The sequence below is a fragment of the Salinispora vitiensis genome (genome assembly GCF_000378825.1).
GTDB lineage: Bacteria > Actinomycetota > Actinomycetes > Mycobacteriales > Micromonosporaceae > Micromonospora > Micromonospora vitiensis.
Genome location: NZ_KB900388.1, coordinates 2,441,596 through 2,461,643 on the forward strand (window position 1 = coordinate 2,441,596; position 20,048 = coordinate 2,461,643).

Sequence of the window (20,048 nt, forward strand, 5' to 3'; positions counted from 1 at the left end):
TGAGGATGGCAAAGGTCGGGGCGCTCTTGCGAAGGCCCCCAGGTCATCTGCCAGTATGTCCCAATGCCCCAGCAGCAGTCCTCCCCTCTTGCGTTCTTCGATAGCGCGAACACCCAGCCGGACTTCACGGTCGGCCTACGCGGCTACAACACCGGGCAGGTTGACGACTTCCTCGGTCGGCTGAGCGCCGCGCTGACCCAGTCCGAGCAGGCCCGCGCCGAGGCCGAGCAGCGGATGAACGACGCGCAGCGCCGGCTCCGCCAGGCCGAGCAGCGGATGAGCGCCCTCGACCAGAAGCTCTCCGAGGTCAGCAAGCAACTCGAAGAGAACAGTCGGCCGACCCTCTCCGGCATCGGCACCCGCGTTGAGCAGATCCTCCGGCTCGCCGAGGAGCACGCCAACGACCACCGCAACGAGGCGAAGCGGGAGTCCGAGGGCATTCTCTCCGCCGCCCGCCTCGAGGCCCGGGAGATCACTGACAAGGCGCGGGCCGAGGTGGCGGCGATGAAGGCCACCTCGGAGCGGGAGGTGGGCAACGTCCGGACCGCCGCGGAGCGCGAGGCGGCCGAGGTTCGCGTCCAGGCCCGCCGCGAGGCCGACACCCTGCGGGCCGACGCCGATCGAGAGACCAAGCAGCTGCGCACCGTCACCGCGCACGAGGTGGCCGAGCTGAAATCCACCGTCGAGCGGGAGGTTTCCACCCTCCGCGCCACCGCGGAACGGGAGATCACCCAGCAGCGGGCGAAGGCCGCCCGCGAGGCCGAGGAGAAGCGCGCCGAGGCGACGAAGCTCCTCACCGACGCGCGGGACAAGCGCGACAAGGACCTACAGGCCCTTGAGCTGCAGCTGGCCGAGCGGCGGGAGAAGGCCGAGCGCGAGGAGTCGGAGCGGCACGCCACCCAGGTCGCCCAGACCCAGAAGCTGGTCAACGAGGCCGAGGAGCGGGCCCAGGCCGCCCAGGAGCGGGCCAAGGAGATCGAGCAGCGCGCCGAGGCGCGCCGGGTCGAGTCGGAGCGCACCGCCCACGACACGGTCGAAGAGGCCAAGGCGACCGCCGACAAGAGCCTGAACGAAGCGAAGACCGAGGCCGAGCGACTGCTCACCGAGGCCCGCGCCGAGGCCGACCTGGCCACTCAGACGGCCCGCCGCGAGGTCGAGGATCTGACCCGCCAGAAGGACGCTGTCACCTCCCAGCTCGGCCAGATGCTCTCCGGGCTCGCCGGCATCGTCCCGGGTACGGGACCGGACGCCGCCGCGGCAGCAGCCTCGGCCGTGGCCGCCGCCGCGGAGGCGAAATCGGAGGACACCACGGAGGCGAAGAAGAGCGAGAGCACCGAATCAGCCAGCTGATCTACTCAGCCAGGCCTGTTCCACCACGCGGGGCGATGCTGGACATCCGGTGTCGCCCCGCGCCGTACGTTGTTCTAAGTCCGGATCGCACCGGTTGAACCGCTGCATCCGACGAGTCCGTATCGCCCCAAGAGGGCCGATTGCGTGTGAGGATGGGGGCATGTCGAACGGCGAGGAACTGTTCGCTCTCGGCGGGGATGTGACCACGGAGCCCAGCTTCGAGTCCGGCCTGCGGGGGTACGTGAAAGGGCAGGTAAACCGGTACGTCGCTCGCGCCGAGCACGAGATCGCCACCCTGACCGCCGAGCGAGAGCAGGCCTACACCCAAATTCATAAGCTGGCCGGCCAGGTGGAGGTGCTCCAGCGAGACCTCGCCCAGGTCCGCAAACAGGTCGGCGTGGTGGACCGCGCCTCCTTCCGGCACCTTGGACCCCGCGTCGAGCAGGTCCTCACCCTCGCCGAAGAACAGGCCGAAGAGATCCTCGCCGCCGCGAACAAGGAGATCGATTCCCGCCGAGCCGCCGCCGAGCACATCATTGACGAGGCACGGGCGGAGGCGGCCCAAGCACTCAAGGACTTCGAGCTGGCCCTGGCCACCCGCCGCGAAGAGGAGGAGCGGCACACCGCAGCTCGGAAAGCGGAGGCAGACGCCACGGTCAAGGCCGCGACCGAGCAGGCAGACGCCACGGTCAAGGCCGCCACCGAACAGGCAGACGCCACCGTCAAAACCGCCACCGAACAGGCAGACGCCACCGTCAAAACCGCCACCGAACAGGCAGACGCCACCGTCAAAGCCGCCACCGAACAGGCAGACGCCACCGTCAAAGCCGCGACCGAGGAGGCAGACGCCGCGGTGAAGGCCGCGACCGAGGAGGCCGCCCGGCAACGCAAGACCGCGCAGGAGGCGCTGACGAGGGCCCAGCAGGAAGCTACCCAACTGCGGGACACCGCCAAAGAGGTACACACGCGGGCCCAGCAGGAGGCGACGAAGCTGCGCGAGGCGGCCCGCACCGCGCAGGACAAGGCCCAGCAGGAGTCGACCGAGCTGCGGGAGGCCGCCAAGGAGGTGCAGGCCAAGGCGCAGGAGGAGGCCGGACGCCTCGTGGAGCAGGCGACCGAGGCGAGCCGGGCCACCCACGCCAAGGCCCAGCAGGAGGCCAAGCAGATCATCGACGACGCCAGCACCGCCGGCCGGGCCGCCCACGCCAAGGCCCGCCAGGAGGCGGAGCTACTCGCCAAGCAGGCTGCCGACGCGGCAAAGCGGCAGCGGGCCGAGGCCGAGGCGTACGCGCAGGAAACACGCACCGAGACCGAGGCGTACGCCCGGCAGACCCGAGCCCAGGCCCAACAGGAGCTGGGAGCGTGGCGGGCGGGGGTGGAGAAAGAGGTCAACAACCGCCGGGCAGCGGCTGACCGCGAGCTGGACCAGCGCCGGGCCGCCGACGACCAGGAGTTCGCCAGCCGGCGCGACGAGTTGGAGCAGCGGCACGAGTCCCGCCGCGACGAGTTGGAGCAACGACACGAGTCCCGGCACGCCGAGTTGGAGCAGCAGTACACAAGCCGGCAGCAGGAGCTGGAGACCGGCTTCGCTACCCAGCAGCAGGAGCTGGAGACCCGGCAGCAGGAGCTGGAGACCGGCTTCGCCACCCGACAGCAGGAGCTGGAAACCGGCTTCACGACCCGACAGCAGGAGCTGGAAACCGGGTTCACGACCCGACAGCAGGAGCTGGAAACCGAGTTCAGCTCGCGCAAGACCGAGTTGGAGTCCGCGTACACGGCCCGCCGAAACGAGATCGAGGGTGCCGCCGAGAGCATCCGGCAGACCGCCGAGCAGGATGCCCAGGCCCTACGCGAGCGGGCCGACCAGGAGGCATCGGCGCTGCTGAGCCAGGCCGAGGAGGCGGCGGCCGAGCAGCGCCACGCCGCCGACGAGTACGCCGCCACCTCCCGACGTCAGTTCGAGGAGTACGCCGCCACCACCGCGCAGGCCCTGGCCACCACTCAACAGCACCTGGCGGCGACGCAGCAGGAGGCCGCGACCAGCCGGCAGCAACTCGCCCAGGTGATGACGGAGATCGCGCAGGCGCAGCAGCAGCTCGCTGATCTGCGGCAGGAGACCTGGCGATCCCGCCAGGAGTCCGACGACCTGCAGCAACAGGTGGCAGAACTTCGGCTGGAGTTGTCCGGTGCGGCCAAGCCCGCTCCGGACGGACCCGCGGGCAGCGATTCCGACAACGGTCGGGCCCCCACGGCCGCGCCGGCGCCGCCCGCCAGCGACCGGACCGGGGCCGGCAAGGTCGATCCGGCTGATGCCGGCCAGCCGGCCCGCGGGCGGATCGAGCCCGCCGTTGACGAGTCCGCGAAGGGCAGCGTGAAGTCGGTTACCACGAAGGACGGTGATGAGGCCAGCGCCGGGGTGGACGGCGAGCCGACCGTCGCGGCCGTACCGGGTGAAGGGGGCCGGGCAGCCGCCCCCACGAAGATCACCAGCACCGGCGAGAACAACACCCGGCCGGCGAAGCCCACCACCGACGAGCGCAGCTCCAAGCCGAGCAAGGTCGTCGTTGACAAGGACTGAGCCGGCCGGCTGGACGGCGAGCCCAGGCGCGGCCGGCTGGACGGCGACCCCGGGCCCGGCCGGCTGGACGGCGCTTCCGGGCGGGACCCGCCGGTGGCGGAGCGAGGCGTGGCGGGCCGGTCACGGCGCTGGGCGGACGGCCTGAGCTCCGGTGGCGCCGGGCGAGCCGGAGTCGCAGCAGCACCGCGCCGACCAGGGGTCCGGGCGGTTCGGCGTGCCGGGACGGCCCCTGCGGCGGAGCAGCTTCCTCGTCGGCTTCACCGGCGGGCTCGGCGCGCTGCTGGCCTACGCCCTCTTCCTCGGCGTGCGCAACGCCGCCGGCCTACTCGTCCCCGTCGTGATCGCGCTCTTCCTCGCCGTCGGGCTCTATCCGGCGGTGGCGCGGCTACGCCGGCTCGGGCTGCCCCACGGGCTGGCGGTCACGGTCGTCATGCTGACCCTGCTCCTCCTGCTGTGCAGCGGCGCGGTCGCCCTGGTGCCACCGATCATCACCCAGTCCAACCAGTTCCTCGAGCAGTTCCCCAGCTACCTGGAGACACTGCGGCGCAATGAGACCATCAACGAGCTGATCGAGCGGTACGACCTGGTGGAACGGGCGCAGCAGGCCGCGGACACCGGCACTCTCGGCCAGGCACTCGACGGAGTACTCGGCGGCGCCCAGCTCATCTTCGGCACCGCCTTCCGAACCCTGACCGTGCTCGTACTCACCATCTACTTCCTGGCGTACTTCAACCGGCTGCGGTCGCTCGGCTACGCGCTCGTCCCCCGGTCCCGTCGGGACCGGGTACGTCTCATCGGTGATGAAATCATCGCCAAGGTCGGCGCGTACATCGTCGGGGCGCTCATCATCGCCCTCCTCGCCGGTACGACCACCTTCGTCTTCGCGTTGCTTGCCGGATTGCCGTACCCGTTCGCCCTAGCCGTCGTGGTGGCGGTGACCGACCTGATCCCGCAGATCGGTGCCACGCTCGGGGCGGTGATCGTGAGCCTGGTCGGCTTCGCCACCGACCTGCCGGTGGGGATCGCCTGCGTGCTGTTCTTCCTCATCTACCAGCAGGTGGAGAACTACCTGATCTACCCCAAGGTGATGCGCCGATCGGTGCAGGTCAACGAGGTGGCCGCCCTGGTGGCGGCGCTGCTCGGCGTCGCCCTGATCGGCGTGGTGGGCGCCCTCATCGCGATCCCCACCGTCGCGGCGTTCCAGCTGATCCTCCGCGAGGTGGTCATCCCGCGCCAGGACTCCCGCTAACTCCCGCTAGCCGGCCGTTGGGCCCGGCACCGGCCGGTCGGCGAAGGCCGCGACCGTGCGATCGGCGTACGCGCTGACATCGCCGGTCTCCATCGGGCCGTCCCAGGTGGTCGGCAGCGGCACAGGGACGGAGGGGTTGACCCGCCGGACGACCTCGTCGAGGACGGTCTCGGCGTCACCGACCCACAGGTGTTTGGCCCCCGGCACCCCGACCACCTCAGCCTGCGGCACGGCCGCGAAGCGCTCCCGCGCCTCCTCGGGCCGCAGGTAGTCGTCGAACTCCGGCACCAGCGCCGTGATCGGCTTACCGGCGGAGGCCCAACTCGCCAGGTCCTCGGGGCCGGAGAACCGCAGCGGCGGGGAGAGCAGGAGGGCACCCGCCACGGCCGGGTCACAGCCGTACCGCAGGGTCAGGTCGGTGCCGAACGACCAGCCCAGCAGCCAGATCTCCGGCAGCTCGTGGAACTCCGCGTACTCGATGGCGGCGGCGACGTCGTACCGCTCGCCGACCGCGTTGTCGAACGTCCCCGCACTGGTACCGCGCATGCTGGTCGTACCCCGGGTGTTGAACCGCAGCACCGCCAGGTCCGCCAGGGCCGGTAGGCGCCAGGCGGCCTTGCGGAACACGTGGCTGTCCATCATCCCGCCGTGGGTGGGCAGCGGATGCAGGCAGACCAGCGTGGCGACCGGCGCGCGGTCGACCGGTCGGGCCAGCTCACCGACGAGGCGCAGCCCGTCGGCGGTGTGCAGCTCGATCTCCTCCCGGCGGCTGGGCAGGATCGACGAGGCGCGGATGGGTGTGCTCACCCGCCCAGTCTCCCCCGTCACCGGGCCGGCAACCCGGTCGGGGTCAGGAAGACGGCAGCCCGATCGCCCCTCACCCGTGGCGGGGCGCGTCTCAGCCGTGGCGGGGCGCGCCGCGGCCCCGTTGCACGATCGGTGCCCGCCGGTCCCGGGCCCGCCAACAGCCGCTGTGCCAGTGCCGGCGGTCGGTCAGGTCCCCCCACCCCTGGGCGGGCCACGCCACGACATGCGCCACACCGGGCCGGATCTCCTGGTCACAACCGGGGCAACGGTAGGTCTTCGTCGACGCGCCGCCGCTGATCAACCGGACCTGCCAGTCGCCGTCCCGCCACTGCTGCACCGACTCGACCCCCTGCCGCAGCCGCGCGGAATCGAACTGCACGCTCTCATCCCGGCGGGATCGGTTACGACGAGGGCTCACACCCTCCAGCGTACGGCGGGAGGACGTGGTGCGGCGTCGGCGGGCCGGCGACGCGACCGGCCCGCACCTGCCCCCGCTGCTCAGCGACGAGTGTGATCGCGGAAGCCCCGGCCAGTCTTCCGCCCCAGATAGCCGGCGGTGACCAGGTGCTCCAGCAACGGCGCGGGAGAGAACCCCGGCTCGCGCAGTTCCAGGTACAGCTCCCGCTGAATAGCCAGGGACACGTCGAGGCCGACCACGTCGAGCAACTCGAACGGACCCATCGGATACCCGCAGCCGAGCTTCATCGCATGATCGATGTCGTCGGCGGTCGAGTAGCTCGCCTCCAACATCTTCACCGCGTCGTTGAGGTACGGGAAGAGCAGCGCGTTGACGATGAACCCGGATCGGTCACCGCAGACCACGCCAGTCTTGCCCAGCTCCCCGCAGACCGCCTTCGCGGTCGCGGTGGTCTCCGCCGAGGTGCGGATGGTCCGCACGATCTCCACCAGCGACATGACCGGTGCCGGGTTGAAGAAGTGCAGGCCGACCACGTCCGCCGGACGCTGGGTGGCCATCGCGACATCGATCACCGGCAGCGACGAGGTGGTGGTGGCGAGCACGACACCGGGCTTGCAGATCTCGTCGAGGCTGGCGAAGAGCGCCTTCTTGACACTCAGCTCCTCGATGACGGCCTCGACCACCAGGTCGACGTCGGCGAGGTGCTCCAACGTCGCGGACCACGTGACCCGGCCCAGCGCGGCGTCCCGGTCGGCCTCGCCCAGCTTGCCCCGCACCACGCCCTTGTTGAGCGAGGTCTTGACCGCCTCGAAGAGCTTGCCGGACTTCTCCGCCCCGCGGGTCACCGAGACCACCTCGTAGCCAGCCTTCGCGAAGACTTCGATGATGCCGGTCGCCATCGTCCCGGAACCGACCACACCGACCTTCGCGATGCCCCGCGCACCGGCCTCGAGCGTCGACTCCGCACCCACCGGCGTCTGGTCGTCCGGTACGACCACCGGCGAGCCCGGCCGCTCGTAGGTGTAAAAGCCGCGCCCCGACTTCCGACCGAGCAGCCCGGCGGTGACCATCTGCTTGATCAGCGGCACCGGAGCGTGTCGCCGGTCCCGGCCGCCCCGCCGGTACATCGTGTCCAGAATCTCGTACGCGGTGTCCAGCCCGATCAGATCCATCAACGCCAACGGACCCATCGGCAACCCGCAGCCGAGCTTCATCGCCGCGTCGATGTCCTCCCGGCTGGCGTAGCGCGCCTCGACCAGGCTGACCGCATGGTTGAGGTAACCGAAGAGCAGAGCGTTGGCGATGAAGCCCGCTCGGTCGCTGATCGTCACGTCGACCTTGCCCAGCCGCGCGCAGAGCCGCTCCACGTCGGCTACGACCTCGGCCGAGGTGACCACCGTCCGGACGATCTCCACCAGCTTCATGACCGGCGCCGGGTTGAAAAAGTGGATGCCGATGACCTGGTTGGGGCGGGTCGTGGCCACCGAGATCTCGGTTACCGACAGCGACGAGGTATTCGTGGCCAGCACCGTCTCGGGCTTGCAGACCCGATCCAGCTCCGCGAAAATTCGCTGCTTCAGATCGAGCTGCTCGGGAATGGCCTCGATCACCAGGTCGACCGCGTGCAGGGCCGCCAGCCCGACCTGCCAGTCGACCCGGGCCAGGAGCGCGTCCCGGTCGGCCGCCGCGAGCTTGCCCTTGGCGACCGCCCGGTCGGTCGAGCCGATGAGGGTGGCCCGGCCGCGCTCCAGCGCCGCCTCGGTCACCTCGACGGCAACGACGTCGATGCCGTTTCGGGCGAAGACTTCGACGATGCCGGCACCCATGGTGCCCAGACCCACCACACCCACACTGGCGAACTCGCGCGTCACGCCAAGCCTCCCTGGTCAGCTCCATGCAGCCGGCGTTAACGGCCGCTAAGGTATGCGCGCGAGTCTGCCATGTGCCGCAGGGTTGTCGAGATGCCGTGGGCTATGTCACGGCGCCGGGGCGGCGGTAGGCGGACAGCGCCGGCCCTACCGGCGAGTAGCAAGCCGGGTCTAGACTTCTGCCATGACGGCTGTACATGTTCCGGGCCTGCCGGTTATCGAGGACGGTCGACTCGTGTCGACGAACCCGGCGACCGGCGCGGAGGCCGGGCGGCTGCCAGTCGCCTCCCCCGCCGATGTCGAAGCAACCGTCGCCCGGGCCCGTGCCGCCAGCGGGTGGTGGGCCGGGCTCGGCGTCGCCGCCCGACGGGAACGGCTGCTGCGCTGGCGGAGCCGGCTGGCGTCCCGGATCGAGGAGCTCGCCGAGCTGGTGCATCTCGAGGGCGGTAAGCCGGTCGCCGAGGCCGTCGTCGAGGTGGTCACCGCCGTCGAGCACCTCGACTGGGCCGCGCGCAACGCCAAGCGGGTGCTCGGCCCCCGCCGGGTACGGTCCCGGCTGATGCTGGCGGAGTTCGCCGCCCACCTGGAATACCAGCCGTACGGGGTGGTCGGCGTCATCGGCCCGTGGAACTACCCCGTGTTCACCCCGATCGGCTCCATCGCCTACGCCCTGGCCGCGGGCAACGCCGTGGTCCTCAAGCCCAGCGAGTACACCCCGACCGTCGGCCAGTGGCTGGTGGACAGCTTCGCCGAGGTCGTCACCGAGGAGCCGGTGTTCGCCGCGGTGCACGGCCTCGGTGACGTTGGCGCGGCGCTGTGCCGATCCGGGGTCGACAAGGTGGCCTTCACCGGGTCCACAGCTACTGGTCGAAAGGTGATGGCCGCCTGCGCCGAGTCCCTGACCCCCGTGCTCATCGAGGCCGGTGGGAAGGACGCGATGATCGTCGACACCGACGCCGACCTGGACGCCGCGGCCGCGGCAGCCGTCTGGGGCGGTCTCACCAACGCCGGCCAGACCTGCATCGGCATCGAGCGGGTCTACGCCGTCGAGGGGGTCTTCGACCGCTTCGTTGACCGGGTGGTCCAGCGGGCCGGACGACTCACCGTGGGCGCCGACGGCACCGACATCGGCCCGATCACCATGCCGAGCCAGCTGGAGGTGATCCGCCGGCACATCGACGACGCGCTGGCCCGCGGCGGCCGGGCGGTGCTCGGCGGTGCAGACGCGGTGCAGCCGCCGTACGTGCAACCGACCGTGCTGGTGGACGTGCCGGAGGACTCCGCCGCCGTACGCGAGGAGACCTTCGGCCCCACCCTGACCATCAACCGGGTCCGCGACGTGGACGAGGCGGTCGCCCGGACCAACGCGCTGCGCTACGGGCTGGGCGGCTCGGTCTTCGGCCGGCGTCGGGCCATGGCGGTCGCCCGGCGGCTGCACTCCGGGATGGCCTCGGTGAACTCGGCCCTGACCTTCGCCGGGATGTCCACCCTGCCCTTCGGTGGCGTGGGCGACTCCGGGTTCGGGCGGATCCATGGCGCGGACGGGCTGCGGGAGTTCGCCCGCCCCAAGGCCATCACCCGGCGCCGGGCCCGGTCACTGCTGCCCGCAACGACCTTCGATCGCACCGACGCGGACGTCGCCCGACTGGTCAAACTCGTCAAGCGCTTCTACGGCCGCTGACCCGCGGGCGGCTCAGAACAGCGTCAGCTCGTCCCGCTCGATGCCGCGCAGCTTGTCGTAGTCCACGACCACGCAGCGGATCCCGCGGTCGGTGGCGAGCACCCGCGCCTGTGGCTTGATTTCCTGCGCGGCGAAGACGCCCTGCACCGGCGCCAGCAGCGGGTCCCGATTGAGTAGTTCCAGGTAGCGGGTGAGCTGCTCCACCCCGTCGATCTCACCGCGGCGCTTCACCTCGACCGCCACCGCGCCCTGCGCCGCGTCCCGGCACAACAGGTCCACCGGGCCGATCGCCGTCATGTATTCCCGGCGCACCAGGGTGAAACCCTCACCCAGCGTCTCCGGGCTGGCCGCCAGCAGCTCCTGAAGGTGCGCCTCCACGCCGTCCTTCCGCAGGCCCGGGTCGACACCCAACTCGTACGCGGTGTCCTGGAAGACCTCCTCCAGGGTGATCCGTAGCTCCTCACCAGCCTTGTTGACCACCCGCCAGACGCCCGGGGACTCCTCCAGCCGGCACGGGGGGCTCATCCAGTTCAGCGGCTTGTAGGCCCGGTCGTCGGCGTGGATCGACACCGACCCGTCCGCCTTCACCATCACCAGACGGGTGGCTGGCGGCAGGTGGGCCGAGAGCCGTCCAACATAGTCCACAGAGCATTTCGCAATCACCAACCGCACCCGACGAGGGTAACGGAGCTACTGCTCCGGTAGGCCGTTGGCGTGGCGGACCACGGTCACCAACTCGTTGATCACCCCGGTGAGCGCGAAATCCTTCGGCGTGAAGACCCGGGCGACCCCGGCGTCCCGGAGGGTCTGCGTGTCCGCCTCCGGAATGATGCCGCCGACCACGACGGGCAGATCCCCCCGCCCGGCGGCGCGCAGCCCCGCCAGGACGGCCGGCACAGCCGCCAGGTGCGAGCCGGAGAGGACCGAGAGGCCGACCAGGTCCACGTCCTCCTCCACGGCGGCGGCCACGATCTGCCCGGCGGTCAGCCGAATGCCTTGATAGACCACCTCGAAGCCGGCGTCCCGGGCCCGGACCGCGATCTGCTCGGCACCGTTGGAGTGCCCGTCCAGACCGGGCTTGCCGACCAGCAGCCGCAGCCGCCCACTGCCCAGTTGCCCGGCGGTGGCGACGACCCGGGCCCGGACCGCCGCCAGCGGACCGTCCGCGCCGGAACCGACCGCCCCGGACAGGCCGGTGGGGGCCCGGTACTCCCCGAAGACCTCCCGCAGCGCGCCCGCCCACTCACCGGTGGTCACCCCGGCGCGTACGCAGTCAAGCGTGGCCGACATCAGGTTCGTGGTGGACGCGGCGTCCGCGCGGAGCCGGGCGAGCGCGGCGTCCACGGCCGCCGCGTCCCGGCTGGCCCGCCACTGGCGTACGGCGGTCGTGGCGGCTACCTCCACCGCCGGGTCGACCTGTTCGATCGCGGCGGCGCCGGCCGCGGTCAGCGGGGAGGGCTCGGTCTCGGTGAACCGGTTGACGCCGACCACCACATCGGTGCCGGCCTCCATCCGGCGTCGCCGGTCGGCGAGCGAGGCGACCAGGGCGCTCTTCAGGTAGCCGGTCTCGACCGCGGCGACCACGCCCCCCAGCTCCAGCACCTTCTCCAACTCGACCCGGGCTCCGGAGACGATCTCGTCAACCAGCGCCGTCATCAGGTGCGAACCGTCGAACAGGTCGGGGTACTCCAGCAGGTCCGACTCGTACGCGAGCACCTGCTGCATCCGCAGCGACCACTGCTGGTCCCACGGTCGGGGCAGGCCAAGGGCCTCGTTCCAGGCGGGGAGTTGCACCGCCCGGGCCCGGGCGTTCTGAGAGAGGGTCACGCCGAGCATCTCCAGAACGATGCGTTGGATGTTGTTCTCCGGCTGCGCCTCGGTCAGCCCCAGCGAGTTGACCTGGACGCCGTAGCGAAACCGGCGCTGCTTCGGGTTCGCCACGCCGTAGCGGTCGCGGGTGATCTCGTCCCAGAGGGCACCGAAGGCCCGCATCTTGGCGACCTCCTCGACGAAGCGCACTCCGGCGTTGACGAAGAAGCTAATCCGCTGAACCACATCTCCCATCCGCTCGGCCGGCACCTGGCCGGAGTCCCGGACGGCGTCGAGGACGGCGACCGCGGTGGCGAGCGCGAAGCCAACCTCCTGGACCGGGGTGGCGCCGGCCTCCTGAAGGTGGTACGAGCAGATGTTGACCGGATTCCACCGGGGCATCTCCCCCAGCGTGTACGCGATGAGGTCGGCGGTCAGCCGCAGGGACGCTGCCGGCGGGAAGATGTAGGTCCCACGGGACAGGTACTCCTTGATGATGTCGTTCTGGGTGGTGCCGGCGCAGCGGTCGAGCTGCGCCCCCTGTTCGGCGGCGACGGTGCGGTACAGGCCGAGCAGCCACATCGCGGGCGCGTTGATGGTCATCGAGGTGTTCATCTCGGCCAGGGGAAGGCCCTGGAAGAGAGCCCGCAGGTCACCGAGGTGCGCCACCGGCACCCCGACCCGGCCGACCTCCCCGGCGGCGAGCTCGTGATCGGGGTCGTACCCGGTCTGGGTGGGCAGGTCGAAGGCGACCGAGAGCCCGGTCTGCCCCTTCGCCAGGTTGCGGCGGAAGAGGGCGTTGGTCGCAGCGGCCGAGCTGTGCCCGGCATAGGTTCGCATCACCCACGGACGGTCCCGCTCGGGCAGCCGACCTGGGGGGGCCTTCTCGTCCATGGCGGGAGTTTAAGTTACTGACGGGTAAATCGGGCTGTGGAAAATTCCACAGCGGCCACCACACCCCGGCGCCCGGCCCGTTGCGCGGGGGCAGCACACTTGTTGCATGGACAACGAGCTCGCGATCGTCGCGCGGGGGCTACGCAAGGCGTACGGGAAGAACGTGGCCGTGGCCGGGGTGGACCTGGAGGTCCGCCGAGGTGAGGTGTTCGCCCTCCTCGGCCCGAACGGCGCCGGCAAGACGACCACCGTGGAGATCCTGGAGGGCTACCGGCGACGTGACGCCGGCGAGGTCTCGGTGCTCGGCAGCGACCCGGCGAATCCCGCCGCGGACTGGCGCAACCGGATCGGCATCGTCCTCCAGGGCGTCGGTGAGTTCGACGAGCTCAGCGTCTCCGAACTGGTCCACCACTTCGCCGGCTTCTACGCCGACGCCGACGACCCGGAGAAGGTGATCGCCCGGGTCGGGCTGGCCGGCAAGGCCCGGGCCCGCACCCACACCCTCTCCGGCGGACAGAAGCGCCGCCTGGACGTTGCGCTCGGCATCATCGGCCGACCCGAGCTGCTCTTCCTCGACGAACCGACCACCGGCTTCGACCCGGAGGCGCGGCGCGAGTTCTGGCAGCTGATCCGGGACCTGGCGGCGGCCGGGACAACGATCGTGCTGACCACGCACTACCTCGACGAAGCGGAGGCGCTCGCAGACCGGGTGGGGGTGATCGCCGGCGGCCGACTGATCGAGGTAGCCGCCCCCGAGCACCTGGGCAACCGACAACAGGCCCACGCGACGGTCTCCTGGCGTACGCCCGAGGGGCGCACCGAGAGCACGGAGAGCGCGACGCCCACGGAGGTGGTGACGGAGTTGGCCGCGCGCTTCGACGGTGAGGTGCCCGGGCTCACGGTTACCCGGCCGACCCTCGAGGACATCTACCTGAAGATGATCGGACACCGATGACCACGACGTTGAAGCCCGCCACCGCCGCCCGAGCAGCCGGCCACCAGCCCGGCCCACTCGCCCTCGCGCTGCGGCAGGGCCGGCTGGAGCTCACCCAGTTCCTGCGCAGTCGGGAGTCCGTCGTGTTCACGATGGGGTTCCCGATCGTCATGATCCTGATCTTCGCCGCGGTCTTCGACGGCGAGATCGCGCCCGGAGTGAGCTTTCCCCAGTACTTCATCACGGGCATGATCGCCGCCGGTCTGATGACGGTGAGCTTCCAGAACCTCGGCATCTGGATTCCGATCGAACGAGACCGCGGGGTACTCAAGCGCTACCGCGGCACCCCGATGCCGAAGTGGGTGTACTTCGCCGGCAAGGTGATCATGGTCGTGGTGGTCGGCGTCGTCGAGACCGCGCTGCTGCTCGCCGTCTCGGTGGCCGCGTTCGACCTACAGCTGCCCGGCACCGCCACGAAGTGGCTGACCTTCGGCTGGGTCTCCGTCCTCGGCATCACCGCCTGCACGCTCTGCGGCATCGCGATCTCCTCGCTGGCGCGGACGGCCCGCAGCGGCTCGGCGGTGGTCACCCCGGTCGCCCTCATCCTCCAGTTCACCTCCGGGGTGTTCTTCGTCTTCACCGAGTTGCCGAGCTGGATGCAGCAGGTGGCCGCGCTCTTCCCGCTCAAGTGGATGTGTCAGGGGCTCCGCTCGGTCTTCCTGCCCGACACCTTCGCCGGGCAGGAGCCGGGTGGCTCGTACGAGCTGGGTCGGGTCGCCCTGGTGCTGGCCGCCTGGTGCGTGATCGGGCTGCTGCTCTGCCTCGGCACCTTCCGCTGGACCACCCGCCGCGACGGCTGAGGGCGAGCCCGGATCAGCCGACGACAGTGGCGGGCTCCTTCGGACCGCGGTCTCGAAGGGGCCCGCCCAGCCGGTCGGCCCCGGCTAGCCGTACGAGTAGAAGCCCTGGCCGGTCTTGCGGCCCAGGTCACCGGCGGTGGCCATCCGCTGGAGCAGCTCCGGGGGGAAGAACTTCTCGTCCGCAGTGTCGGTGTAGATGTTGCGGGTGGCGTTGAGCAGCACATCCACCCCGGTCAGGTCCACCGTCGCCAGCGGGCCCATGGCGTGGCCGAAGCCCAGCTTGCAGGCATTGTCCAGATCCTCGGCGGAGATCACGCCGGCTTCGACCAGGCTGACCGCCTCCATCGCCAACGCGCAGATCAGCCGGGTGGTCACGAAGCCGGCGGTGTCCCGGTTGACGACCACGACCGTCTTGCCGATCTCCTCGGCGAACGCCTTCGCCGTGTCGATGGTGGCGTCGCTGGTCTTGTAGCCACGAACCAACTCGCACAGCTTCATCATCGGTACCGGCGAGAAGAAGTGGGTGCCGACCACCGACTCGGGGCGGTCGGTGGCGGTGGCGATCTGGGTGACCGGGATCGCCGAGGTGTTGGTGGCCAGCACCGCATCCGCCTTGCAGATCTTGTCCAACGCGCGGAAGACCTCGTGCTTGAGCTCGAGCTTCTCAAAGACCGCCTCGACGACGATGTCCGCGTCGGCGGCCGCCGCCAGGTCCGTGGTGGGGGTGATCCGGCCGAGTGCCGCCTCGGCGTCGGCCGACGAGATCTTTCCCTTCTCGGCGAACTTCTCCAGCGACCGCTGGATGCCCGCCAGGCCCCGCTTCGTGGCCGTGTCATCCAGATCCCGCAGCGTCACCTGCCAGCCCGCCTGCGCCGCGACCTGGGCGATTCCCGAGCCCATCAGCCCAGCACCGACAACTGCGAGTCGACCCGCCATCTGCTTACTCCCTCACTGCGATTGGTGTCTGCCTGCACCCTAACCGGCAGACCTGAACGCAGCTTAAGGGCAGGGCGGCGGTCGGCTGAGCGCCCGCCAAGCCCACCGTGGCACCCTCACCGTCCGAGCGCGATGCCCCCGTCGGCAGTGCCACCCCGCTCCACCTCGACGCCGAGGGCCCGCAGGTCCGCCACAAAGTCCGGGTAGCCCCGGTCCACATGGTGCACCCGGGAGACCTCGGTGACCCCGTCGGTGCAGAGCCCGGCGATCAGCAGGCCCGCTCCGGCCCGGATGTCGGTGGCTCGGACCAGCGCCCCGGAGAGCTGCTGTCGCCCCCGGACCACGGCATGGTGGCCGTCGGTCTGAATGTCCGCGCCGAGTCGCATCATCTCGTTGGCAAACATGAACCGACCGTCAAAGATGTTTTCGGTGATCAGGGAGGCGCCGTCGCTGACCGCCGCCAGCCCGATCGCCATGGGTAGCAGGTCGGTGGCGAACCCGGGGTAGGGCAGGGTGACCACATCCACCGCACGGGGGCGGTCCTCCATCCGGACCCGGAAGGCGTCCCGCCGGGTCTCCACCATCGCACCGGCGGAGACCAGCTTGTCCAGGGCGATGTCGAGGAAGGCCGGGGAGGCGCCGGTCACCGTCACGTCACCCCGGGTCATCGCCGCGCCGAACGCCCACGTACCCGCGACGATCCGGTCCCCCACGGTGGCGTGCCGCACCGGATGCAGCCCCGGCACGCCGACGACGGTCAACGTCGAGGTGCCGGCACCGTCGATGAGCGCACCCATCTGTTGGAGCATGGTGCAGATGTCCACAATCTCGGGTTCCCGGGCGGCGTTGTCGATGACCGTGGTGCCCTGGGCGAGCACCGCGGCCATCACCAGGTTCTCGGTAGCGCCAACACTGGGGAAGTCCAACACGATCTCGGCACCGCGCAGCCCGCGTGGAGCCGTGGCGACCACGCAGCCGCGGTCCCCGGAGATCTCGGCGCCCATTCGGGTGAGCCCGGAGATGTGCATGTCCAGCCCGCGCGAGCCGATCGCGTCGCCCCCCGGTTGGGCCACCCGGACAGCTCCCCGGCGCGCCAACAGCGGACCGAGGACGCAGATCGACGCGCGCAGCTGACGAACCAGATCGCAGTCCGCGTCGATGTCGGGGCGCTCCGGCACGTCAATGATCACCGACCGGGAGCGGGGAACCCCGCCGTACGCCACCATCGGGTCCACCGGATCGTCCTCGTCGAACCGAACCCCGCAGCCGAGCCGACGCAGCACCTGCCCCATGATCGCGATATCGGTGATCCGTGGGACGTTGGTGATGACACTCCGGCCCGGAGCCAGCAGCGCAGCCGCCATGAGCTTCAGGGCAGAGTTCTTGGCTCCCACCACGTGCACGGTGCCGGCCATCGGGATGCCACCACGCACCCGAATGACATCGTCAACCGGCGCACCACCGGCATCACCCGGGTCGGTCAGCCAGGGGGGATCCGGCCGGTCCGGGATCATCAGATCCGGTGTCCGTAGGCTGTGCGTCATGGCCGTCCACCTCACGCGCATCTACACCAAGGCCGGCGACGCCGGCACGACCAGGTTGAGCAACAACGAGCAGGTTCCGAAGACCGACCCCCGGATCGCCGCGTACGCGGACGTAGACGAGTGCAACGCGGCGATCGGCGTGGCGCTCGCCCTCGGGCAGCTCAACGAAGAGCTGAGCACGATCCTTGGAGCTATCCAGAACGACTTGTTCGACGTGGGGGCCGACCTGGCGACGCCGGTCGAGCCGAACCCGAAGTACCCCCCGCTGCGGGTCAGCGAGGCGTACGTCGAGCGCCTTGAGGCCTGGTGCGACGAATACAACGCACGCCTGAGCAAGCTCGACTCCTTCACCCTCCCCGGCGGCACCGCTGGCGCGGCGCTACTGCATGTTGCGCGGACGGTGTCCCGGCGCGCCGAGCGTGCGGCTTGGGCCCTGATCACCCAGGACCCCGACCGAACCAGCACGCTCCCGGCAAAGTATCTCAACCGGCTCTCCGATCTACTCTTTATCCTGTCAAGGACGGCAAATCCGGCCGGAGATGTGCTATGGGTACCCGGCGGCAAACACTGACCGAACTGTCCGACGCGCCGGTGTGGGAGCCGGCGCGCCGCACCGAGGTCTGCATACCCGACCTGCCGGATACCATCCGCGCCCAAGGGCAGCAGCTCGACGGGGAAAACAACAGGATTGTCCCGGCCGGGGCTTCCGGTGCCGTTCGGCCGGGGCTTCCCGCGGTGCCACCCCGCCGGGGCTTCCGGTGCCGTTCGGCCGGGGCTTCCCGGTGCCAAAAACGGGGTTCGCGGTGCCGCTCCGCCGGGGCCCGCTCGGTCGATGAGCTCCGCACCCGCGCTGTGTCCCGGCAGGCTCCGTACCCGCCCGCGACGGGGGCGCTAGGCCGCCGGCCAGTCCTGGGCGGTTAGATTCGGCGAGGCCACCCCCGGAGGAGCGGCCTCAAGCCAGGAGAGAAACCCGGTGACGGTCGAGCGCGCCATAGCGATCTCGACCGGGGCGCGCCGGCTGGTGCAGCGGAGAATGATCCAATCGGCGGGCATCGAGAACCGCTCCTGCCCTTCCGGCAGCCGACGGCGTTCCACCGCGAGGCCCTTCCGGGAGAGCGTCCGCCGGGGGCGGAGGGCGAGACTGAACATCCGGTAGAGGCGAAGCTCGTCCCCCACAAAACGGCCGAAGCCGGGGGCCCAACCCCGGCCATCGAGCATCGCGGAGGTCCGGACGCTGAGCCGGATAATCCCCCCGCTGCGGGTGACCAACGCCCGCCGGACGAAGAGGATCAGGAGCGCGCCGACGACAACGGCGATGCCGATCCCGACCCCTTCGACGATCTCCATCGCCGGGTGGCGCTCAGCTACCCTGCGCGGCCCGGACCGGGCTGGCGCTCTCGGCCAGGACGGTGACGCCCTTGTCGCTCACGGAGAGGAAACCGCCAGCCACCTCGTAGGAGAGCTGGTCACCTCCGGGGACCTTGATCCGAACCTGGCCGGACTCCGCGAGCTGGCCGAGCAGGGGAGCATGCCCCGGCATCACACCAAGCTCACCCTCGGTCGTCCGGGCCATGACCATCTCGGCCTCGCCGGACCATACCGTCTCGTCGACGGCTACGAGCTCGACGTGAAGCTGCTGTGCCACGCTGTCTCCTTGCTGCGGCGGCGGGTTGCCGAAATTCTAGTCTCGCCATCGGGGTGCCGGTAACGCGGGTGGCGAGACGTACGCCACTCGGGTTCGGATTTGGCCCGATGCGGTCAGATCTTGTTCTGGAAGTCGGGGTGCTCCAGCAGGAACGCATCGAGCTGCTCATCCTGCAGCGCCTTGAAGAAATCCTGAACGGCCGGCTCGAAGCGCTCACCGCGGTATTTCCCGCCATCCATGATGCCACCACCGGGTAATTTGATCATTTGAATGTTGCCCGGCCGGAGGTCCTTCAGGGCGAGACCGAAGTCAATCACGCTGTGCCCCCGACCGTTGAAGACCAGTGACTCACCGGCCGCCCGAAGCACCGAGTCCAGCTTGATCGGGTTGGTCACCACATCAGCGCTGAGGGCCTGGCTCGCCATGGCCTTGACAAACTGTTGCTGGTGCCGCTGGCGGCCGTAGTCGCCGTCCGGCACACCGTTCTTGGGGTAGCGCTGACGGACGTAGTCCAGCGCCTGCCAACCCACGAGGAGTTGCTCCCCCTCCGGGTAGACGGCCTGCTCACCGAGGTACCCCCCACCGCCGGGGCGCAGCTCCCGGTGCGTGCCGTCGGGGTGGCGATGCTCCGAGCGAACCTCACGCTCGATGTCCATGGTGACGCCACCCATCGCATCCACAATGTCGATGAAACCACCGAAGTTGATGATCGCCCCGGCGTCGAACCGCTGGATGCCGGTGATCGACTGGACCGTCTCGGCGAGCAGTTCGAAGCCCTGCGCCGTGCTGGGGTTCTCCCCCTGCACCCGGCTGCCGTACGACATCGCCGCGTTGAGCTTGTCCGTACCGCCGCTGAACCCGGCCTTGTCGAAAGCGGGAATCTCGACGTAGAGATCCCGGGGCATCGAGAAGAGGTAGGCCTGGTCGAGCCCTTCCGGCACGTGCAGCACCATGATCGAGTCAGCAAGCGGTAGCTGCTCCTCCTTGCGGGGGTCAACACCGACGAGCAGGATGTTGAGCGGGCCCTCGATGTCGCTCGTGCGCTCACTGGCTCCCGCCGCCTGATCCCCGAAAAGGTCCGCCTTGCCCACCGCGCCCTCGTACCGTGCCACCAGCGCCTCGACGCCGACCAGTGCCACGCCGCTGACAAACATCAAGACCGCGCCGAAGACGGTGCACACCTGGGCCCACCGTGGCACGCCCGCCCACACCGACGGCTTCTTCTTACCGCCTTTGCCGGCCTTACCCACGATCATCTCCGTTCGTCAACGTCTGTCGGGACGGGCGTACGTCAGCGCATGATTGCACGAATGCGCGAACAGGAAGCGCGACGCGCGTGAACGGTACCGCGCCACCCATCAAGATCACCCACCGCCGATGCGGAGCTCGCGGCCAGCAGCGGCAACGAATGCACCGAAAGGCCGCCCCGGTGTCAACCAGAGCGGCCTTTCGTCGCTGCGCGCGCTGCCTGCGGC

The 20,048-nt window shown here is 70.1% G+C and carries 16 protein-coding genes and 1 pseudogene; 7 read left to right on the top strand and 10 right to left on the bottom strand.

The features are described from left to right. Window positions 1–63 precede the first annotated feature (63 nt). From SALPAC2_RS0111280 to SALPAC2_RS0111290, 3 genes are all read left to right on the top strand, one after another. Window positions 64–1,350, top strand: a complete 1,287-nt coding sequence (locus SALPAC2_RS0111280) for a DivIVA domain-containing protein (RefSeq protein ID WP_018216762.1) — start codon at window positions 64–66, stop codon at window positions 1,348–1,350. 160 nt (window positions 1,351–1,510) lie between these two features. Continuing rightward, entirely contained in the window at window positions 1,511–3,928 is a 2,418-nt protein-coding gene (locus SALPAC2_RS0111285) for a hypothetical protein (RefSeq protein ID WP_018216763.1), read from the top strand. 151 nt (window positions 3,929–4,079) lie between these two features. Then, window positions 4,080–5,177: an AI-2E family transporter gene (locus tag SALPAC2_RS0111290; RefSeq protein ID WP_018216764.1), complete on the top strand. Its 1,098-nt coding sequence runs from the start codon at window positions 4,080–4,082 to the stop codon at window positions 5,175–5,177. A 6-nt stretch (window positions 5,178–5,183) separates the two neighbouring features. On the opposite strand, the pseudogene SALPAC2_RS0111295 reads toward SALPAC2_RS0111290, so the two are convergent. The 3 genes and pseudogenes from SALPAC2_RS0111295 to SALPAC2_RS0111305 all read right to left on the bottom strand — a co-directional run. Continuing rightward, window positions 5,184–6,143, bottom strand: a pseudogene (locus SALPAC2_RS0111295) (alpha/beta hydrolase); the annotation flags it as partial. After that, on the bottom strand, window positions 6,076–6,363 hold the full coding sequence (locus tag SALPAC2_RS0111300; protein ID WP_018216766.1) for a hypothetical protein: 288 nt from the start codon (window positions 6,361–6,363) through the stop codon (window positions 6,076–6,078). The pseudogene SALPAC2_RS0111295 and the gene SALPAC2_RS0111300, both read right to left, overlap by 68 nt. 119 nt (window positions 6,364–6,482) lie before the next feature. Continuing rightward, complete coding sequence (locus tag SALPAC2_RS0111305) at window positions 6,483–8,273, bottom strand: 3-hydroxyacyl-CoA dehydrogenase family protein (RefSeq protein ID WP_018216767.1); 1,791 nt, start codon at window positions 8,271–8,273, stop codon at window positions 6,483–6,485. A gap of 181 nt (window positions 8,274–8,454) precedes the next feature. Here SALPAC2_RS0111305 and SALPAC2_RS0111310 point away from each other — a divergent pair, with 181 nt between their 5' ends. Next, window positions 8,455–9,951, top strand: a complete 1,497-nt coding sequence (locus SALPAC2_RS0111310; protein ID WP_026184636.1) for an aldehyde dehydrogenase family protein — start codon at window positions 8,455–8,457, stop codon at window positions 9,949–9,951. Window positions 9,952–9,963: 12 nt separating this feature from the next. Here the strand turns inward: SALPAC2_RS0111310 and nucS are convergent, their stop codons facing one another. Together nucS and SALPAC2_RS0111320 are read right to left on the bottom strand one after the other, a co-directional pair. Beyond that, on the bottom strand, window positions 9,964–10,623 hold the full coding sequence (nucS, locus tag SALPAC2_RS0111315; protein WP_018222864.1) for an endonuclease NucS: 660 nt from the start codon (window positions 10,621–10,623) through the stop codon (window positions 9,964–9,966). Window positions 10,624–10,641: 18 nt separating this feature from the next. Continuing rightward, window positions 10,642–12,654: a protein meaA gene (locus tag SALPAC2_RS0111320; RefSeq protein WP_018216770.1), complete on the bottom strand. Its 2,013-nt coding sequence runs from the start codon at window positions 12,652–12,654 to the stop codon at window positions 10,642–10,644. A 106-nt stretch (window positions 12,655–12,760) separates the two neighbouring features. On the opposite strand from SALPAC2_RS0111320, the gene SALPAC2_RS0111325 reads away from it, so the two are divergent. Then, complete coding sequence (locus SALPAC2_RS0111325; protein WP_018216771.1) at window positions 12,761–13,609, top strand: ABC transporter ATP-binding protein; 849 nt, start codon at window positions 12,761–12,763, stop codon at window positions 13,607–13,609. Beyond that, the gene (locus SALPAC2_RS0111330) at window positions 13,606–14,448 is read left to right on the top strand and encodes an ABC transporter permease (protein ID WP_018216772.1); all 843 of its coding nucleotides are present in this window, start codon (window positions 13,606–13,608) and stop codon (window positions 14,446–14,448) included. Before SALPAC2_RS0111325 ends, SALPAC2_RS0111330 begins: the two co-directional genes overlap by 4 nt. A gap of 84 nt (window positions 14,449–14,532) precedes the next feature. Here the strand turns inward: SALPAC2_RS0111330 and SALPAC2_RS0111335 are convergent, their stop codons facing one another. Both SALPAC2_RS0111335 and murA read right to left on the bottom strand, forming a co-directional pair. Then, window positions 14,533–15,384 carry a 3-hydroxyacyl-CoA dehydrogenase family protein gene (locus tag SALPAC2_RS0111335; RefSeq protein WP_026184637.1) on the bottom strand — a complete coding sequence of 284 codons (852 nt, stop codon included), beginning with the start codon at window positions 15,382–15,384 and terminating at the stop codon, window positions 14,533–14,535. A 116-nt stretch (window positions 15,385–15,500) separates the two neighbouring features. After that, on the bottom strand, window positions 15,501–16,928 hold the full coding sequence (gene murA, locus SALPAC2_RS0111340; RefSeq protein WP_018216774.1) for a UDP-N-acetylglucosamine 1-carboxyvinyltransferase: 1,428 nt from the start codon (window positions 16,926–16,928) through the stop codon (window positions 15,501–15,503). Between murA and SALPAC2_RS0111345 the strand changes: the two genes are divergently transcribed. Beyond that, on the top strand, window positions 16,927–17,499 hold the full coding sequence (locus SALPAC2_RS0111345) for a cob(I)yrinic acid a,c-diamide adenosyltransferase (protein WP_018216775.1): 573 nt from the start codon (window positions 16,927–16,929) through the stop codon (window positions 17,497–17,499). The genes murA and SALPAC2_RS0111345 overlap by 2 nt on opposite strands. 320 nt (window positions 17,500–17,819) lie before the next feature. Here SALPAC2_RS0111345 and SALPAC2_RS0111350 read toward each other — a convergent pair whose 3' ends face one another. The 3 genes from SALPAC2_RS0111350 to SALPAC2_RS0111360 form a co-directional block, all read right to left on the bottom strand. Further along, complete coding sequence (locus SALPAC2_RS0111350) at window positions 17,820–18,275, bottom strand: DUF2550 domain-containing protein (RefSeq protein ID WP_018216776.1); 456 nt, start codon at window positions 18,273–18,275, stop codon at window positions 17,820–17,822. Window positions 18,276–18,288: 13 nt separating this feature from the next. Continuing rightward, entirely contained in the window at window positions 18,289–18,573 is a 285-nt protein-coding gene (locus tag SALPAC2_RS0111355) for a F0F1 ATP synthase subunit epsilon (RefSeq protein ID WP_018216777.1), read from the bottom strand. A 113-nt stretch (window positions 18,574–18,686) separates the two neighbouring features. Then, window positions 18,687–19,829, bottom strand: coding sequence for an LCP family protein (locus tag SALPAC2_RS0111360; RefSeq protein WP_026184638.1), 1,143 nt, complete (start codon window positions 19,827–19,829; stop codon window positions 18,687–18,689). Window positions 19,830–20,048: the final 219 nt, after the last annotated feature.

Excerpts from the sequence above, each read along its gene's own strand:
- SALPAC2_RS0111280 (WP_018216762.1), top strand. The coding sequence starts at position 64 with ATGCCCCAGCAGCAGTCCTCCCCTCTTGCGTTCTTCGATAGCGCGAAC.
- SALPAC2_RS0111285 (WP_018216763.1), top strand. The coding sequence starts at position 1,511 with ATGTCGAACGGCGAGGAACTGTTCGCTCTCGGCGGGGATGTGACCACG.
- SALPAC2_RS0111310 (WP_026184636.1), top strand. The coding sequence starts at position 8,455 with ATGACGGCTGTACATGTTCCGGGCCTGCCGGTTATCGAGGACGGTCGA.
- SALPAC2_RS0111320 (WP_018216770.1), bottom strand. The coding sequence starts at position 12,654 with ATGGACGAGAAGGCCCCCCCAGGTCGGCTGCCCGAGCGGGACCGTCCG.
- SALPAC2_RS0111325 (WP_018216771.1), top strand. The coding sequence starts at position 12,761 with ATGGACAACGAGCTCGCGATCGTCGCGCGGGGGCTACGCAAGGCGTAC.
- SALPAC2_RS0111330 (WP_018216772.1), top strand. The coding sequence starts at position 13,606 with ATGACCACGACGTTGAAGCCCGCCACCGCCGCCCGAGCAGCCGGCCAC.
- SALPAC2_RS0111335 (WP_026184637.1), bottom strand. The coding sequence starts at position 15,384 with ATGGCGGGTCGACTCGCAGTTGTCGGTGCTGGGCTGATGGGCTCGGGA.
- SALPAC2_RS0111345 (WP_018216775.1), top strand. The coding sequence starts at position 16,927 with ATGGCCGTCCACCTCACGCGCATCTACACCAAGGCCGGCGACGCCGGC.
- murA (WP_018216774.1), bottom strand. The coding sequence starts at position 16,928 with ATGACGCACAGCCTACGGACACCGGATCTGATGATCCCGGACCGGCCG.
- SALPAC2_RS0111350 (WP_018216776.1), bottom strand. The coding sequence starts at position 18,275 with ATGGAGATCGTCGAAGGGGTCGGGATCGGCATCGCCGTTGTCGTCGGC.
- SALPAC2_RS0111360 (WP_026184638.1), bottom strand. The coding sequence starts at position 19,829 with ATGATCGTGGGTAAGGCCGGCAAAGGCGGTAAGAAGAAGCCGTCGGTG.